Origin of the sequence: Kitasatospora sp. NPDC015120, from assembly GCF_043080305.1 — a bacterium.
Lineage (GTDB): Bacteria > Actinomycetota > Actinomycetes > Streptomycetales > Streptomycetaceae > Kitasatospora.
On sequence record NZ_JBIBVJ010000021.1, the window covers coordinates 14393 to 30796 of the forward strand.

General features: G+C 74.5%; 14 protein-coding genes. All 14 read right to left on the reverse strand.

Annotated elements, in window-relative coordinates; genetic code table 11:
• Positions 1-22 precede the first annotated feature (22 nt).
• On the reverse strand, positions 23-1021 hold the full coding sequence (gap, locus tag ACF1AK_RS30510; RefSeq protein ID WP_391502080.1) for a type I glyceraldehyde-3-phosphate dehydrogenase: 999 nt from the start codon (positions 1019-1021) through the stop codon (positions 23-25).
• Positions 1022-1208: 187 nt separating this feature from the next.
• The gene (locus ACF1AK_RS30515) at positions 1209-2168 is read right to left on the reverse strand and encodes a GlxA family transcriptional regulator (RefSeq protein WP_391502081.1); all 960 of its coding nucleotides are present in this window, start codon (positions 2166-2168) and stop codon (positions 1209-1211) included.
• A gap of 112 nt (positions 2169-2280) precedes the next feature.
• The gene (locus ACF1AK_RS30520) at positions 2281-2982 is read right to left on the reverse strand and encodes a DUF998 domain-containing protein (RefSeq protein ID WP_391502082.1); all 702 of its coding nucleotides are present in this window, start codon (positions 2980-2982) and stop codon (positions 2281-2283) included.
• 155 nt (positions 2983-3137) lie between these two features.
• Positions 3138-4436, reverse strand: a complete 1299-nt coding sequence (locus ACF1AK_RS30525; protein WP_391502083.1) for a diaminopimelate decarboxylase — start codon at positions 4434-4436, stop codon at positions 3138-3140.
• A 220-nt stretch (positions 4437-4656) separates the two neighbouring features.
• Positions 4657-5532, reverse strand: a complete 876-nt coding sequence (locus ACF1AK_RS30530) for a nitroreductase/quinone reductase family protein (protein WP_391502084.1) — start codon at positions 5530-5532, stop codon at positions 4657-4659.
• Between the two features lie 62 nt (positions 5533-5594).
• Positions 5595-6620 carry an RNA ligase family protein gene (locus ACF1AK_RS30535; RefSeq protein WP_391502085.1) on the reverse strand — a complete coding sequence of 342 codons (1026 nt, stop codon included), beginning with the start codon at positions 6618-6620 and terminating at the stop codon, positions 5595-5597.
• Between the two features lie 111 nt (positions 6621-6731).
• The gene (locus ACF1AK_RS30540) at positions 6732-8336 is read right to left on the reverse strand and encodes an amylo-alpha-1,6-glucosidase (RefSeq protein ID WP_391502086.1); all 1605 of its coding nucleotides are present in this window, start codon (positions 8334-8336) and stop codon (positions 6732-6734) included.
• Positions 8336-9175 (reverse strand): carbohydrate ABC transporter permease, encoded by an 840-nt coding sequence (locus ACF1AK_RS30545; RefSeq protein WP_380293406.1) that lies wholly within the window; start codon positions 9173-9175, stop codon positions 8336-8338. Before ACF1AK_RS30545 ends, ACF1AK_RS30540 begins: the two co-directional genes overlap by 1 nt.
• 9 nt (positions 9176-9184) lie before the next feature.
• Entirely contained in the window at positions 9185-10159 is a 975-nt protein-coding gene (locus tag ACF1AK_RS30550; protein WP_391502087.1) for a carbohydrate ABC transporter permease, read from the reverse strand.
• Positions 10156-11460: an ABC transporter substrate-binding protein gene (locus ACF1AK_RS30555; RefSeq protein ID WP_391502088.1), complete on the reverse strand. Its 1305-nt coding sequence runs from the start codon at positions 11458-11460 to the stop codon at positions 10156-10158. The genes ACF1AK_RS30550 and ACF1AK_RS30555 overlap by 4 nt, the downstream gene beginning before the upstream one ends.
• 105 nt (positions 11461-11565) lie before the next feature.
• Entirely contained in the window at positions 11566-12336 is a 771-nt protein-coding gene (locus ACF1AK_RS30560) for an SDR family NAD(P)-dependent oxidoreductase (RefSeq protein ID WP_391502089.1), read from the reverse strand.
• Positions 12333-13436 carry an ATP-NAD kinase family protein gene (locus ACF1AK_RS30565; protein WP_391502090.1) on the reverse strand — a complete coding sequence of 368 codons (1104 nt, stop codon included), beginning with the start codon at positions 13434-13436 and terminating at the stop codon, positions 12333-12335. Before ACF1AK_RS30565 ends, ACF1AK_RS30560 begins: the two co-directional genes overlap by 4 nt.
• Positions 13433-15007, reverse strand: a complete 1575-nt coding sequence (gcvPB, locus tag ACF1AK_RS30570) for an aminomethyl-transferring glycine dehydrogenase subunit GcvPB (RefSeq protein ID WP_391502091.1) — start codon at positions 15005-15007, stop codon at positions 13433-13435. The genes ACF1AK_RS30565 and gcvPB overlap by 4 nt, the downstream gene beginning before the upstream one ends.
• Positions 15004-16353, reverse strand: coding sequence for an aminomethyl-transferring glycine dehydrogenase subunit GcvPA (gcvPA, locus tag ACF1AK_RS30575; protein WP_391502092.1), 1350 nt, complete (start codon positions 16351-16353; stop codon positions 15004-15006). The genes gcvPB and gcvPA overlap by 4 nt, the downstream gene beginning before the upstream one ends.
• Positions 16354-16404: the final 51 nt, after the last annotated feature.

Here is a 16404-nt window from a genome sequence, read left to right on the forward strand (position 1 = left end):
TTCCCGGCGGCCCGGGCTCCCGTCAGCCGCGGGAGAGCAGCTCCAGGGTGTCGATGACCCGGTTGGAGAAGCCCCACTCGTTGTCGTACCAGGCGACCACCTTGACGTGCTTGCCGTCGACCCGGGTGAGGGCCGCGTCGAAGATGGACGAGGCGGGCTCGCCGGTGATGTCGCCGGAGACCAGCGGCTCGTCGGCGTAGTCGAGGATGCCCTTCAGCGGGCCGTCGGCGGCGGCGCGGTAGGCGGCGAGCACCTGCTCGCGGGTGACCTCACGGGCGACGGTGGTGTTCAGCTCGACGATCGAGCCGACCGGCACCGGGACCCGGATGGAGTCGCCGGAGAGCCTGCCGTCGAGGTTCGGCAGGACCAGGCCGATCGCCTTGGCGGCGCCGGTGGTGGTCGGCACGATGTTGACGCCGGCGGCGCGGGCACGGCGCAGGTCGCGGTGCGGGCCGTCCTGGAGGTTCTGCTCCTGGGTGTAGGCGTGCACGGTGGTCATGAAGCCGTGCTCGATGCCGGCCAGTTCGTCCAGCACGGCGGCGAGCGGGGCCAGCGCGTTGGTGGTGCAGGAGGCGTTCGAGACGATCACGTGCGAGGCCGGGTCGTAGGCGTCGGTGTTGACGCCGTAGGCCAGGGTGACGTCCGCGCCGTCGGAGGGGGCGCTCACCAGCACCTTGCGGGCGCCCGCCGTGAGGTGGGCGCGGGCGGCCTCGGCGGAGGTGAACCGGCCGGTGGCCTCCAGGACGAGGTCGACGCCGAGCTCCGCCCAGGGCAGCTTCCCGGGGTCGCGCTCGGCGAGCACCTTGATCCGGCGGCCGTCCACGACGAGCTCGTCCCCCTCGACCCGCACCGGGTGGCGGAAGCGGCCGAGCGAGCTGTCGAAGCGGAGCAGGTGGGCGAGCGAGTCGACGGGGGCGAGGTCGTTGACGGCGACGACCTCCAGCTCGCTGCCGCGCTCCACCAGGGCGCGCAGGCTGTTGCGACCGATGCGGCCGAAGCCGTTGATGGCGATGCGGGTCATGAGGGCTCCCTGGGTCGGGCGGGGCGGTCCGGATGGTCCGGGCGGTCCGTTCGTTCGATGACTGTTCAATCATCGGACCGTCCGCACGCGCCGGACAGGGGCTGGATCGACATGGTGCGCAAGGATCCCGCCAGCATCCCTGCCATCGGTCGCAAGGATCCCGCCACGCCCCGGCGGAGGGCCGCCGTCAGTCCTCGGCGCGGGCCGCGAAGGTGTGGCGGTACTCGGTGGGCGAGGTGCCGAGGACGCGGTGGAAGTGCAGCCGCAGGTTCGCCCCCGTGCCGAGGCCGGCCCGGTCGGCGATCTGCTCCACCCCCAGGTCGGTGCGCTCCAGCAGCTCGCGCGCGAGGTCCACCCGGGCCCGCAGCACCCATTGCATCGGCGTGTAGCCGGTGTCCTCCACGAACCGCCGCGAGAAGGTCCGCGCGGAGACCCGGGCGTGCCGGGCGAGCCCCTCCAGCGTCAGCTGCCCGGCCAGGTGCTCCAGCGCCCACGCGCGGGTGTCGGCGAACAGGTCGCCCAGCGGCTCGGGCACGCTGCGCGGCACGTACTGGGCCTGGCCGCCGCTGCGGTAGGGGGCGGCCACCAGCCGGCGCGCCACGTGGTTGGACAGGCCCACCCCGTGGTCGCGCCGCACCAGGTGCAGGCAGAGGTCGATGCCGGAGGCCGCGCCGGCCGAGGTGAGCACGGCGCCCTCGTCGACGAACAGCACGTTCTCGTCGACCCGGATCCGCGGGTGGCGCTCCGCCAGGACCTTGGCGTAGTGCCAGTGGGTGGTGGCCCGCCTGCCGTCGAGCAGCCCGGTGGCCGCCAGCGCGAACGCCCCGGTGGAGATCGCGGCCAGCCGGGCGCCCCGCCGGTGGGCGGCCACCAGCGCCTCCACGACGGCCGCCGGGGGCTCGGTGGTGGCCGGGTCGCGGTAGCCGGGCACGAAGACGGTGTCGGCGTGCTCGACCGCCTCCAGCCCCTCGGCCACGTGGTAGGAGAGGCCGTCGCCGCCCCTCACCAGCCCGGGCGCCGGACCGCAGACCCGCACCGTGTAGGGCATGCTCGGCCGGCTGGAGAACACCTGGGCGGGGATGCCCACGTCCAGCGGCTTCGCCCCCTCCAGGACCAGCACGGCCACCTGGTGCTTCCTGCGGCCCATCGGACCTCCTCCGCTCCCCGCGGTGCCGGCGGGCGCCGCGGCACGCCCCGGCCGGTCCGACACCGGCCGCAAGCATCCTGCCACCGGCACCCGGAGGAGCCCGGGCCCGGGCCTACGCCCCCGCGGCGGCGGGCCGGGCCGGGCGCGGGGCCAGGCCGGCGAGGGCCTCGCTCTTCACCAGCCAGGCCACGCCGAAGGCGAGCACGGCGACCGCCTCGCCCAGGTAGGGCACGGTCAGCGGCCAGTCCCGGGCCAGGTGGAGCACCCCGGCCACCGCGACCGCCCCGATGCCCGCCACGATCACCCAGCCGCAGACCAGGTAGACGAGGTCACGCGCCGGGCGCCGCCCGCCCTCGGCCGGGGAGTCCGCGAACAGCCGCAGGCAGAAGTGGGCGAGCACGCCGAACAGCCCGGCGGCGAAGGCGAGGTGGAGCATCCCGACGGCCGTCTGGGCGCCGCTGGGGTGCGCCGTGACGGAGTCGGGCGGCTCGGTCGGGAAGAGGGCCACCCCGATCGCCAGGACCCCGGCCACCGAGCTCAGCCGGTCCTCCCGGCGGTCGTGGCGGTAGCAGATCAGGAAGACGCCGATGGCGCACAGACCGCCGACGAAGACATTGCGCATCGAGGTGTAGTAGGACGCGCTCATCGAGCTGAGCAGGGCGATCCGGGCGGAGGTGAGGCTGTTGCCGACGGGCAGCGCGATCGGCAGCAGGGAGCCGAGCAGCCCGACCCCCAGGCGCAGACGGCGCACGGTGCGCGCGTCCTGGGCCTGGGGTGCGGCGGGGGGACGGACGGCGTCGGGGGTTCGGGGCATGACGAGGCCTCCTTCGACGAGCTGAGGCTGTCGCGCCGCGGCCGGGAACGGCGGTCGCGGTCGCGGCAGGGTGATACCCGTCCCGCACCGCCGGGGAACCCCCGCGGCCAGCTGTTCTGACGGAACGTCACCGTATCGTCACCCTCGACGCCCGGTCAGTCGACCGGCCGCAACAGCTCGTCGATGCGCTGGGCCCGGCGCAGCGGCGTGAACCGCACCTCCCCGGCGGCGTCCACGGTGAACCCGTGCACGGCCGGCTCGGGCAGGCTGTTGTACTGGAAGTGGGTCGTCGCGTAGTACGCGCCGGTGTCGAGCAGCGCGACCAGGTCGCCCGGCTCCAGCGGCGGCAGCGCCCGGCCCCTGGCCAGCAGGTCACCGGCGAAGCAGCAGGGCCCGGCGACGTCCTGCACCACCGGTGCGCCGTCCTTGGCGGCGCCCGAGGGGTGGTGCGCGGTGATCCGCAGCGGCCAGGCGTCCGGCATGAACACCGTGCGGGTGGCGACCTGGGCGCCCGCGTGGGTGACGGCGATCCGGCGTCCCCCGGACTCCTTGGTGTACTCGACGTACGCGGCGGTGAAGCCGTTCTTGGCGAGCAGCGAGCGGCCGAACTCGGTGACCAGCCGGTACCGGCCGTCGAACAGCTCCGGGACGTGCGCGCGCAGCCGGTCCACGTAGTCGGCGAAGCCGGGCGTGGTGGTGTCGTCGGCGAAGTTGACGGGCAGTCCGCCGCCGAGGTCGATGCCCGTCACCCGGCGGCGGCCCAGCTCGGCGTTGACCCGCTCGGCGAAGCCGACGGCCTGGGCAACGCCCTCGGCCAGGAGGTCCAGCGGGCAGCCCTGCGAGCCGACGTGCACATGGATCCAGGTGAGCCAGGGACGCGCGCGGAAGGCCTCCACGAGCCGCTCGGCGTTCCCCGCGTCGGCCAGGGTGATGCCGAACTTGGAGGTCGCGGTGGCGGTGCTCATCGCGCCGATCGTCCCGGCGCCGACCTGCGGGTTGACCCGCACGCCGATCCGGGAGGCGGAGGCGCCGGCCCGCAGCAGGTCGTCGACCCGGCCGAGCTCCTGCCAGTTGTCGATGTTGACGGCGGCGCCCAGCTCCAGGGCCCGGAGCAGCTCCCGGCGGGTCTTGGCGGGCGAGTCGAAGACGATCCGCCCGGGGTCGAAGCCGGCCGCGAGGGCCTGGGCGAACTCGCCGGGGCCGGCGACCTCGCAGCCCATGCCGAGCCCGCGCAGCCGGGCCAGCAGCGGGACCAGGCAGTTCGCCTTGGCCGCGAAGGTGTGCAGCACCTCGACCCCGGGCGGGAAGGCGCCGTGCAGCTCGGCGACGCTCGCGGCCACGCCGTCGAGGTCGACGAAGGCGGCGAGCAGCGCGTCCTGCGGGTCGAGCAGCCGGTGGCGCACGGCCTCGCGCAGGACGCGTTCGCGGCGGGCGGCGGGCTGGGGAAGGGTCATGGTGTCGCGCTCCACGGGCTCGTCGGGCGGCCGGGCGGCCGGGCGGGCGCCCGGAGCGGGGAACGCGGTGCCCCGGGCGTGGCACCAGGCTGCCGGGCGGACGGCGGCCGTGTCTTCGTCCCACGGCGCGGCCTTCCGGGGACGGCCGCCCGTCACCCGGCCGGACGGCGCCGCCGGAGCGGGCGGGATCCGGCGGGGTCACCGGGCAGCCGGTGCCCGGTCAGGACGGGCGGGGGGCGTCCAGGGCCGGGAGCAGGTGCTCCTCCTCGTAGGCGAAGTGCTCCTCCAGGCCGTCGGTCACGCGGTCGAGTTCCGCCGCGAGTGCGGCGAGGTCGTCGTGCTCCGCCGCGAGGAGCCGCTCCAGGCGGGCGAGCGCCCGCTCGACCACCCGGTGTTCCTCGCGCAGCCGGGCGATGGCCGGGGCCAGGTGCGGGAAGTGCTGCTCGAAGGCGGTGAAGGAGCCGTCCTCGCGGGTGTGGTGGAGTTGCAGGCCGTAGCAGACCGCGAGGCAGCGGCCGTGGAGTTGGCGGACGAGGTCGGGGGCCGGGCGGGCGGCGGGCGCGCCGTTCGCGGCGGCCTCGACGGCGGCGCGGACCTCGGCGATCCGGGCCCGCAGGTCGTCGTGGTGGGCGGCCAGCTGACGGCCGATCATCCGGTTGCGCTCGCTGTCGGCGGAGAGGTCCAGCGGGTACAGGGCGACCACGGGGATGACCCGCGCGGTCTTCTCCTGGTAGGTACGGAAGGCCGGGTTCGCCCGGCACTGCCGCTCGTAGAGCCGGTCGCGCTCCGCGCCCTCCAGGACGACGGCGCGGGTGGCGAGGGGCTTGACGTGCCCGTCGTCGGTGCCGGTCTCCAGGGTGACCTGCGGCGAGGCCACCAGGTTGTGGTACCAGTCGGGGTGCTCCGGGCCGCCGCCGTTGGAGGCGAACACCACGTACCGGCCGCCGTCGGGCAGGTGGACCACCGGGGTGGTGTGCGGCTTGCCGGTGCGGCGGCCCGCGGTGGTGAGGAGCACCATCGGGACGCCCTCGAACACCCCTCCCACCCGGCCGTTGTTCTCCCGGAACTCCTTGATGATCCGTTCGTTCCCGCTCATGCGGACACCCCCATCGTTTGCTTTGAAAGCAAAGGCAAACTAACGGGGGCCGCCGACGCCCGTCAACTCCCCTCCCCCGCACGGGACCGGACGCCGCCCCGGTCCTGCGCGTCGAACCGGGCCAGGGCGCCTGCGGCCGGGGCGAGGGCGCGGTGGAGGGCGTCGCGGGTCCCGTCGGACAGGCCGCCGAGGGCCTCGGCGAGCTCGTCGGTGACGTCCTGGGCGATCTCCCCGGCGACGGCGGCGGGCGGGGTGCGGGGGCCGAGCTTGCTGACGGCGGCGGCCGCGCGGGCCGGGGTGAGCAGGGCGGCGGCCTGGACCAGGAGCCAGGCGGGGACGCCGGCCGCGCCGTCCGGCGGCGGCAGGTAGGGGCGGGCGCCGTCGTAGCGCTCGTCCTCGGCGAAGGCGGGCTGCTTGACCTTCCGCAGCGGTCGCGGCCCGGCCTCGGGCGGCCAGGGGCCGGCCGGTTTGAGGACGTAGCCCTCGGCCAGGTTGCCGGGCAGCGCGGGCAGCCCGAGCAGGGCCGGGACGCGGGTGGGGAAGGCGGCCGGCAGCTCCTGGAGCGCGGTCAGGGCGCCGTGGCCGAGGGCGGGCACGCAGACGAGCCCGGCGGCGGCCGCGGCCTCCCGCAGGGTGCGGTCGGCGAGCCAGCGGCGTCCGGCGGCGGTCCCGACGGTGGCGTCGAACGGCAGCCAGTGCAGGCCCGGGGCGTACCAGACGCCGGTCTGCACCGGCTGGACCCCGTCGGCGGCGGCCACCTCGGGGTGCGGGTAGCCGCCGCCGGCGAGTTCGCCGTAGACGGTCACCACCGCGGCGGGGTCCGAGGCCTCGCGCACCGCCGCGGCGAAGCGGGCCGCCGCCACCGCCAGGGCCGGCCAGATCCGGCTGACCCCGAAGAAGTCGTCGAGCCCGTCGTCGCCGAGCAGCTCGCGCCGCTTCGCGGGCCGCACGCCCGACCGGTCGCAGACCACGGCGAAGTGCGCCCCGTGCACCTTCTCCACCGCGACCCAGGCGCGGGCGCCGGAGGCCGCGACGCCTCCGCGCGCCGGGATCTTGGGGTAGGGCTGCAGGGCACGGTCGACGGTCATGCCACGGATCATCACCGGCCCGCCGCCGCCCGCGCAACGGGATTGCGGCGGGCCGGCCGGCCGTGCGGCGGGCGGCGGGCGGCCGCCGGCGGGCAGAACGGGGCGGTCAGGTCATCCGGCCACCCTGGCGAGGTCCAGGAAGAGCGCCGCCGACCAGCCGAAGCCGGAGGTCGCACGGGCCGCGCGGGCACCGGTCAGCGGGTTCCAGTACTCGTAGAGGCCGCCCGCGTCCCGGACCATGGCGAGGGTCCGTTCGCGCAGCTCGGCGGCGGTGTCCGGGAAGCCCGAGCGCTCCAGGCCCTCGGCGAGCAGGTAGTTGACGTTGAGCCACACCGGCCCGCGCCACATCGCCTCGGGGTCGAAGGCCGGATCGTCGAAGGCCACGGTCGGCACCGGCCGCTCGCCCCAGTAGGCGGGCGAGCGCAGGGTCCGCTCCAGGGCGGCGGCGATCCCGGCCGGCAGCCGGCCGGTGAACAGGGGCATCAGGTCGAGCGCGGTGCGCACCGGCACCGGCGCGCCCGCCGACAGGGTGGTGAAGCGGGTGCCGTCCCAGCGCCGCTCCACCAGCAGGCGGGCGTGGGCGGCGGCGCGCTCGCGCCAGCGGGCGGCCTCGGCCGGGCGGCCGAGGGCTCCGGCGATGTCGGCCAGCCGGTCGGCCTCCAGCACCAGGTAGGAGTTGAGGTCGGGCGGCTCCGCGCGCGGCCCGTAGTCCCAGACCGGGCTGTCGTCCAGGCCGGAGGAGTAGGGGTGCAGGTACTCCGGCAGGCCGTCGCCGTCCGGGTCGGAGGCGGCGAACCACCAGGCGTGGGCGCGCACCAGCCGGGGGTAGACGGCGGCGAGGAAGGGGACGTCCGGGTCGGTCTCGTGGACCTTCCAGACGGCCCAGGCGGCGAGGGGCGGTTTGGTGACCGGGACCGGCGCGCGTTCGGGGCGCGCGCCGTTGGCGCTGCCGACGTGCTCGGCGAGCCTGGCGTGGTCGGCGCGCGGCAGGTCCGTGGTGTCGGCCAGCACGCCGTGCTCGTGCACCACGTCGGGGAGCCGGCCGTCGGGCAGCTGGTGGTCCAGGAAGAGCAGGATCTGGTCGCGGGCGAGCGCCGGGTCGCCGTGGCGCAGCGCGACGGCGTGGAACAGGGCGTCCCAGTTCCAGACACCGACATAGCCGTACTTGGACGGGACGAGGCCCTCGCGCCCGGCGATCGGCAGCAGATTGACGGCCAGCGTCCACCAGGCCGTGCGGGCGCGTTCGGCGAGGTCGGGGCGGACGGCCGGCATCCGGGCGAACCAGTCGCTCCAGCGGGCCTCGGCGGCGGCGCGCACGGGCGGGGCCGACCACTCCCCCGGCGGGCCGGCCAGCACGTGGCAGCCGTCCAGCGCGAGGGTGCGCGCGGTGCCGTCCGGCAGCCGCCAGGACGCCCGCGCGCCGTGCCCGGCGAGCACCAGGGTGTCCGGGGCGGCGAACAGCAGCGACGCGCCCCCGGCGAAGGCGACCTCGACGGGCGTGGCCGCCACGACCGGCAGCGGGCGCCCGTCGGCGTCGTGCAGCAGGAGTCCGGTGAGTTCGGTGGTGGCGGACAGCGGGGTCTCGTACGCAGCCCGGGCGACCCGCAGGCCGTCGGCCGGGGCGGGGCCGGCGGTGACCAGCAGGTGCGCACCGCGTTCGGTGAACGGCCGCTCCACGAGGTCGAGTCCGAAGCCGAACGAAGGGGACGGGGACATCAGCGCCCTCCCAGGCCCGAGGAGGCCATGCTGTTGAGGATCTTGCGCTGCCCGATCAGGAAGGCGATCAGCATCGGCACCACCGTCATCGCGGACAGCGCCGCGGTGAGGCCGTAGTCGATGCCGCCGCGCTGGGAGTTGAAGGAGTCGAGCAGCAGGGGGACGGTGAACAGCTCCGAGGTGTTGAGGAACACCAGCGGGAAGAAGTAGCTGTTCCAGCTGGCCAGGAAGACGATGATGCCGAGCGTCCACAGGCCGGGCCGGATGTTGGGCAGCACGATCCGCCAGAAGATCGTCCAGCGGCCGGCGCCGTCGATCCGGGCCGCCTCCTCCAGTTCCACCGGGACGGCCCGGATGAACTGGCGCAGCAGGAACACCGCGAAGGGGTTGGCGACGGCGGGCAGGATCAGCGCCAGGTGGGAGTCGATCAACTGGAGCTTGGCCAGCATGATGTACAGCGGCACGATGGTGACCTGCGCCGGGACCATCTGGGTGGCCAGGAAGAGGCCGAACAGCGGCCCGGAGCCGCGGAACGGGATGCGGGCGAAGGCGTAGGCGGCCATCGCTCCGGTGAGCAGGGTGGCGGCGACGGTGATCGCCGCGATGTACATGCTGTTCCAGTAGGCCCGCCCGATCGGCACCTCGCGCAGCACGTCGGGGTAGTTCTTCGCGCGCCAGGGCGAGGGCAGCCAGGACAGCGGCTCGTTGATCATCTGGCTGACGCCCTTGAAGGAGGTCAGCACCATCCAGACGAACGGGAACAGCATCAGCAGGCCGCCGAGGACGAGCGCGGTGTGCAGGAGGAGCTGCCGGGGGGCGGTGGAGTGGCGGACGGTCATGGCGGCGCCTCAGGACTCGTAGTGGACGAGGCGCTTCTGCGCCTGGAACTGGACCGCGGTCACGATGAGGGTGAGCAGCAGCAGGAGCAGCGCGGCGGCGCTGGAGAGGCCGAAGTGGAACTCCCGGAAGCCCTGTTGGTACACCTTGTAGACGATGGTCTGGGCCCCCTCGTTGTGGTCCGGGTTGACCAGTACGTAGACGAGGTCGAAGGCCTGGAACGAGCTGATCACCGAGACGACCACGGTGAAGAAGACGGTGGGCGACAGCAGCGGCAGGGTGACCGAGCGCAGGGTCTGCCACGGTCCGGCGCCGTCGATCCGGGCGGCCTCCAGCAGGTTGGCCGGGACGGTGGCCAGGCCCGCCAGGAAGATCACCACGTTCAGCCCCAGCGAGGACCAGATGGTCACCACCGCCACGGCGACCACCACCCAGTCCGGGTCGGCCAGCCAGTCCGGCAGGGTGATGCCGAACAGGTCGTGGACGGTGCCGTTGAGGATGCCGTCCGCGCCGCCGCCGAGGATCATCTGCCAGATCACCGAGACCGCGACCGAGCTGGTGACGACGGGCAGGAAGTAGACGACCCGGTAGGCGGTGCGGCCGCGCACGCCGTGCAGGGCGAGCGCGATCAGCAGGGCGAGGGCCAGGCCGCCGGGCACGGTGATCAGGCCGATCTTGAGGGTGTTCCACACCGCGCGGCCGAACTCGGGGTCGGTCAGCTGGGTGCGGAAGTTGTCCAGGCCGACCCAGGTGGCGTCGCCGAGGCCGTCCCAGCGCATGAAGGACAGCACGACGGCGAAGCCGAGCGGGCCGACCAGGAAGACCAGCAGCCCGAGCAGTTGGGGGGCGAGGAAGACCAGCGCCCAGCGGCGGTCGCGGCGGCGCCAGAGCGGCTCGCGGCCGCCCTGCGCGGCGGGGGCGGCGGGGGCGGGCCCGGCGGCGGAGCGCTTGCGCCGCCGGGCCGCCGCCTGGGTCACGGCGCTCACCCCTGCTTGCCCTTCATGCCGTCGACCAGGGTCTGGAGCTGGGTCATGCCCTCGTCGAAGCCGACCTTGCCCTCCCAGATCTTCATCAGCTGGTCGTTGATGGCCTTGGTCAGGCCGGGGACGGCGACCTCGTCCGGGTAGTTGGCGAAGCCCCGGTCGCGCACGTCGAGGAAGGTCCTGGCGTGCGGCGGGTAGGAGCCGTCGGTGACCAGGTTCTCGGCGCCGCGGACGGAGGGGACGGCGCTGCCGCCCTTGAGCCGCAGCTGCTGGCCCTCCTTGCTGACGAACTCGGTCAGGAAGGCGAAGGCCTCCTTCTGGTGCTTGCTGTCCTTGTTGATCGTCAGGTACGAGGCGGCGACGGCGCCCGGGATCGGCTGCCCGGACTCGGAGGGGAACGGCACGATGTCGTAGCCCTCGCGGTCGCCGCCCTTGTCGATGCCCTCGATCACCCAGCGGCCGCCGGCGTAGAAGCCGGCCTTGTGCTTGATGAACTGGGTCGCCGCGCCGTTGCCCTCGGGCAGCAGGTCGGCGGAGGCGAAGGTCTTGTCCCGGTAGCCGTCGGCGAGGGTCTTCAGCGCCTGGCGGGTCTTCGGGTCGGTGGTCGCGACGAACTTCCCGCCGTCCCAGACCTTGCCGCCGAAGCCGTTGACCATGCTGTAGTTGGCGCCGTACCAGTTCCAGAAGATCGTCCCGATCCGGTCGGCCGCCTTGAGCTTGGCGTTCATCTCCTGGAACGCGGCCATGGTCCACCGGCCGGCCTCGTTGAGCGCGGCCGGGTCCTCGGTGATGCCGGCGGCGGCGAGCGCCTTCTTGTCGAACCAGAGGACCTCGGGGTTGGTGTCGTTGGGGACGCCGTAGGTGACGCCGTCCTTCTTGGCGCCGCCGTAGATGCCCTCGAAGAAGTCGGCCGGCTTGCTGTGGCTGTCCGGTCCGGCGAGCCGTTCGTCCAGCGGGGCGAGCACGCCGTCGGAGACGAGCTTGCCGATGTAGTCGTCGCCGACGTAGAGGACGTCGGGGGCGGTCCTGGAGGTGAGCTGGGTCAGCAGCTTGGGGTGGTAGTCCTCGTAGGAGGCGACCTGCTCCAGCTTGAGGGTGATGTCCGGGTGTTTCCTGGCGAACTCGTCGGTGAAGGCCTTGAAGACCGCCGTGTCCTCGGCCGAGCCCCAGGTCGACCAGCGGAGGGTGACCTTGCCGCCGTCGGCCGTGCCGCCGCCGGCGCCGCTGGTGCCGCTGCACGCGGTGACGGTGGCGGCCAGCGCGGTCGCGGCGGCGACGGCTGTCCTTCTGGTGAGAGCGGACATCGGATGCCTCCTGGGCTTTCGTGAGGGTGGGGGTGGGGGTGAGGGTGTGCGCGAGGGTGGAGGGGGCGGGGACGGGCAGGTGCGGGGGACGGGGAGGTGCGGGGGTCAGGCGAGGCCGCCGCCGTCGACGACGAGGGCGGAGCCGGTCATGTAGCTGCTGGCGTCGCCGGCCAGGAACAGCACGGCGGCGGCGATCTCCTCCGGCGAGCCGGCCCGGCCCATCGGCCGGTCGGCGGCGTCCTTCTCGAAGGCCGCCCACTCCTCCTGGAGCTGGCGCGCCTCGTCGCGGAGCATCGGCGTCATGGTGTCGCCCGGGTTGACCGAGTTGACCCGGATCCCGGCGGCGGCGTGGTCGATCGCCAGGGCGCGCGTCATGTTGACCACCGCCGCCTTGGAGGCGCAGTAGGAGAGCGCGTTGGCGCCGCCCTTCAACCCCCAGCCGGAACCGGTGTTGATGATCGAGCCGCCCTGCGTCATCGCCGGGACGGCGAAGCGGCACATCAGGTAGACCGAGCGGACGTTGACCGCCATCACCCGGTCCCACTCGTCGGCGGAGATCTCCAGTGCCGTCCGACGGCGGATGATGCCGGCGTTGTTGAACAGCACGTGCAGGGCGCCGTAGGTCTCCACGGCGACGGTGACGATCCGTTCGCAGTCGGTCTCGGAGGCGACGTCGGCGCGCACCGCCACCGCCCGGCCGCCCGCCGCCTCGATCTCGCGGACGACCTCCCCGGCGTCCGCGAGGTCGGCGACGACCACGGCGGCGCCCTCGGCGGCGAACAGCCTGGCGGTGGCCCGGCCGATGCCGGAGGCACCGCCGGTGACGATGGCGACCTTGCCGCGCAGGGTGTGCTGGGAGGGGGTGGGGTTGTTCATGGGAGCTCCTCGCTCGCGGACTGGATGCGGTACAGCACGGATTCACGGTGTCCGGTGATCACCCGGACGTGGCCGGCGAGCGCGGCGTCGGCCACCGGGTCGCCGCTGTCGGCCAGCAGCGGCCGCCCGCCGAGCGCGGCGAGCTTCTGCTGGGTGGCGAGCACGACGATCCCGGCGAGCGCGTCCAGCACCCGGGGGCTGAACTGCTGGTTGCCGCGCCCGATCACGAAGCCCTGGCCGCCGATCACCGACAGCACGCCGTACGTCACCTGTGACATGGCAAGGGTGAGCAGCCGCTGCTCCGTGACGTCGCGGGCGAGCACGGCGCCGTCCCGCACGACGTCCACGCCCAGCGGCGTCAGCTCCAGGCCGAGCGCCCGCCCGACGGCGAGGGTGGTCGCGCCGGGCCCGAGCGCGTATGCGGTGCCCGGCCGCATGGCCGCCACCACCGCGCGGGCGATCGACTCCGCCGAGCCCGGCGGCGCCGCCGAGGAGCCGGTCTTGCGCCCGCTCAGCCGGACCCGCCCGGCCGGCACCCGCAGCGTCCCGTACAGCCGGGCGCCGACGCCGCCCGCACGGTGGGCCTCCTCGTCGAGGTCGACGACCTCCGCCTGCGCGGTCCGCCCGTCGAAGGCGGCGGCCGCCGCGCCCGCCGCGGCCGGGCTGACCGCGAAGCAGCCCGAGTAGACCTTCACTCCGGCCGGCACCCCGAGCACCGGCGGGCGCGGCCCGGCGTCCAGGACGTCGCGCGCCGTCCCGTCGCCGCCCGCGAACAGCAGCAGGTCCACCAGGCCGAGCGCCGCCACCGCCGCCCGGGTGTCGGCCGGGCCCGTTGCCGCCGGTCCCGGGCGGTGGGCGATCTCGTGGCGCACGCCCGCGGCGAGCGCGCTGTCCTCCCCCATCGGCCCGGCCACCGTACGGACCAGGGCGTCCGGGCGGCGGGCGTGCAGGGCGCGCAGCGCGGCGGCGGCGCGGGCCCGGGCCCGGGGGACGGCGCCCAGTTCGAGCGCCCTGGCCTGCACCTCCGGCCCGTCGCTGCCCTTGAGGGCGACGGCACCGCCGAGGCCGGCGACCGGGTTCACGATCAGGCCGACGATCATCCCGGCCGCTTCGCGCCGTGCTTGCGCAGGTAGGCGCGCCAGCTGGGCGACCACTGGGCCGGGTCGTCCAGGGCGGCCGGGTCGATCCGGTGCACGGTCTGGCGGTAGGGGGCGCCGCGCACGAACTCCGGGTCCTTGCGGGCCTCGTCGGCGACATGGGCGAGGATCGCCGCGTACTCGTCGAGGTCCTCGCGGGAGTAGGACTCGGTCGGCTCCAGGGTGAACGGCTCGGGCACCACGTACGGGTGGTGGCTGGTCCAGTAGTGGACCCCGAAGTCCGCCGCCCGGACACCGATCTCCTCCGAGTGCACGCCAGTCTCCTCGCTGAGCCGCTGCCAGGAGTAGCGGACCTGCTCCACCCGGCGGCGCCCGGCCCACGGCACCGAGGCGCCGGGGATCCGGGCGACCTTGGCCAGCAGGTAGTTGTTGTTCAGCACGGCCGTCTCGGCGACCTCGCGCAGACCCCGCGCGCCCAGCGCCATCACCCAGGCGTAGGCCCGCACCACATTGGGCGTGACGCCGAGGAAGGGCCGGATCTTGCCGACCGAGCGCTCGGGGGCGGTGAGGGTGAAGGCGTCCCCCGCGCGGTCGACCACCGGCCCGGGCAGGAACGGCACCAGCGCCTCGGAGACCCCGCACGCCCCGGCCGCCGGACCGCCGCAGGCGTGCGGGGTGGAGAAGGTCTTGTGCAGGTTGAAGTGGCACAGGTCGAAGCCGGCGTCCCGGGCCCGGGTGATGCCGAGGATGCCGTTGGCGTTGGCCTGGTCGTAGCAGGCCAGGCCGCCCGCCGCGTGCACCAGGTCGACGAACTCGCGGATCCGCGGGTTGAAGATCCCGGTGTCCTCCGGGTTGGTGATCATCAGGGCGGCGGTGCGCGGGCCGACGGCGGCGCGCAGCGCCTCGATGTCGGGGTTGCCCTCGGCGTCCGGCATCAGGGTGATCACCTCGTACCCGGCGACCTTGGCGCAGGCCGCGTTCGACGGGTGGGAGAACATCGTGGTGATCACCTGGTCGCGCTGCTCCCCCTCGCCGCGGGCGGCGTGGTAGGCGCGGATCATCGCGATGTTGGCGTAGATCGCGGCCGAGCCGGCGCCGGGCTGCAGCGAGACCCGGGCCATGCCGGAGACCTCCTTGAGGATCTGCTCCAGCCGCCAGTAGATCTCCAGCACGCCCTGCACGGTGGACTCGGGCTGCAGCGGGTGCAGGGCGGCCACCCGCGGGTCGCGGGCGAAGGAGTCGTTGACCTTGGGGCTGTACTTCATGGTGCAGGTGCCCTGGCCGACGTCGATGTTGAAGTCGGCGCCCAGGGTCTCCTGGGAGAGCCTCAGGTAGTGCCGGACCACCTGGTTCTGGGACAGCTCGGGCAGCGCGGGCGGGGTGCGGCGGGCGACGCCCTCGGGCAGTTCGACCGCGGGCGCGTCCGGGGCGGGCACGCCCACGCCGCGCCGGCCGGGGCGGGACAGCTCGAAGACGATCTCCTCGTCCCAGCGGGCCTGGTGGAAGCGGCGCAGGGCCGGCTTCGGCGCCACGGGCAGGGTGGCGAACGGTTCAGCGGTCTCGTGCGTGCTCACCGGGTGCCTCCGGGCGTGGAAAGGGCGTCCCCGAAGGCCGCCGCGAGGGTGTCGATGTCGGCGATGGAGTGCTGTTCGGTGACGCAGACCAGGACCTCCCGGGGCCCGAGCCGCACCCCGCCGAGGATGCCGCGCTCCCGCAGGGCGTCGAGCAGCGCGTCGGCGTCCGGCACCTCGACGGCGAACTCCCGGAAGTGCAGGGCGTCCTGGTGGCGCACCACGGCGCCGGCGGCGGCCAGCGCGCCCATCGCGTACCGGGTGCGGGCGAGGATCGTCTCGCCGACCTCCCGCATGCCCTGCGGACCCATCAGCGCCAGGTAGACGCCGGCCGTGATGCCCCACAGGGCGGCCGCGGTGCCGACCCACTCCTTGCCCTCCTCGCGCAGGGCGAAGGAGGTGCGGTCGTAGAAGACGTCGCCGAAGCCGTACTCGCCGGGGACGGCGGTCGGGGCGATGCCGAACAGCCGGGACGGGAACTCGGCGACCAGCCGCTCGTCGTCGTGGCTCGCGATGAACCCGGCCTGCCCGCCGCCGTACTGGGGGTGCATGCCGAGCGACTGGATGTCCCCGCAGACCAGGTCGGCACCGTAGGAGGCGGGCGGGGCGAGCACGCCGAGCGAGATCGGGTCGGTGCCGACCACCAGCAGCGCGCCCACGCCGTGCGCCAGGTCGGCGAGTTCCCGGCCGCGGGTCTCGATGACGCCGTGGACGGTGGGCGTCTCCAGGTACAGGGCGGCGAAGGTCTCGTCGAGGCGGACCTCGCCCGTCTCGCCGGAGGCCGCGACCGGGGCGAGCAGCACCTCGACGTCCGGGGCGAGGTAGTCGCGGATCTTGGCGAGCTTGTCGGCGGCGAGCGCCCCGCTGACCATCACCCGGGACCGCCCGGTGCGGCGGGCGGCCATCCGCAGGGCCGTGCCGGCCGCCTGGTAGCCGTCGTAGGTGGGGACGTTGACGACGTCCATCTCCAGCAGCTCGGCCATCATCGAGACGTACTCGAAGAGCGCCTGGAAGCGGCCGTGGTCCTCGTAGGGCTCGCCGGCGTAGGCGGTGAGGAACTCGCCGCGGCCGTTGACCTCGTCGCAGACCGCCGGGACGTAGTGCGGGTAGCAGCCGTGGCCGAGGAAGCTCAGCAGCGCGGCGGGGTCGGTGTTGCGGGCCAGCAGGCCGTGCAGGTGCCGGGTGAGGCCCTGCTCGTCGGCGAACGGCTCGGGCAGGTCGAGCGGGCGGTCCAGGCGCAGGTCGGCGGGGATGTCGCGGTAGAACTCCGCGACGTCGGGGGCGCCGATCTCGGCGAGCATCGCCGCCCGCGTCTCGGGCCCCGCGTTGGGGATGTAGGGGTGGGACACGCGCACTCCTCAGGGCGTGGTCGGTCGGGGGTTGGTCGGTCAGGGGGTGGG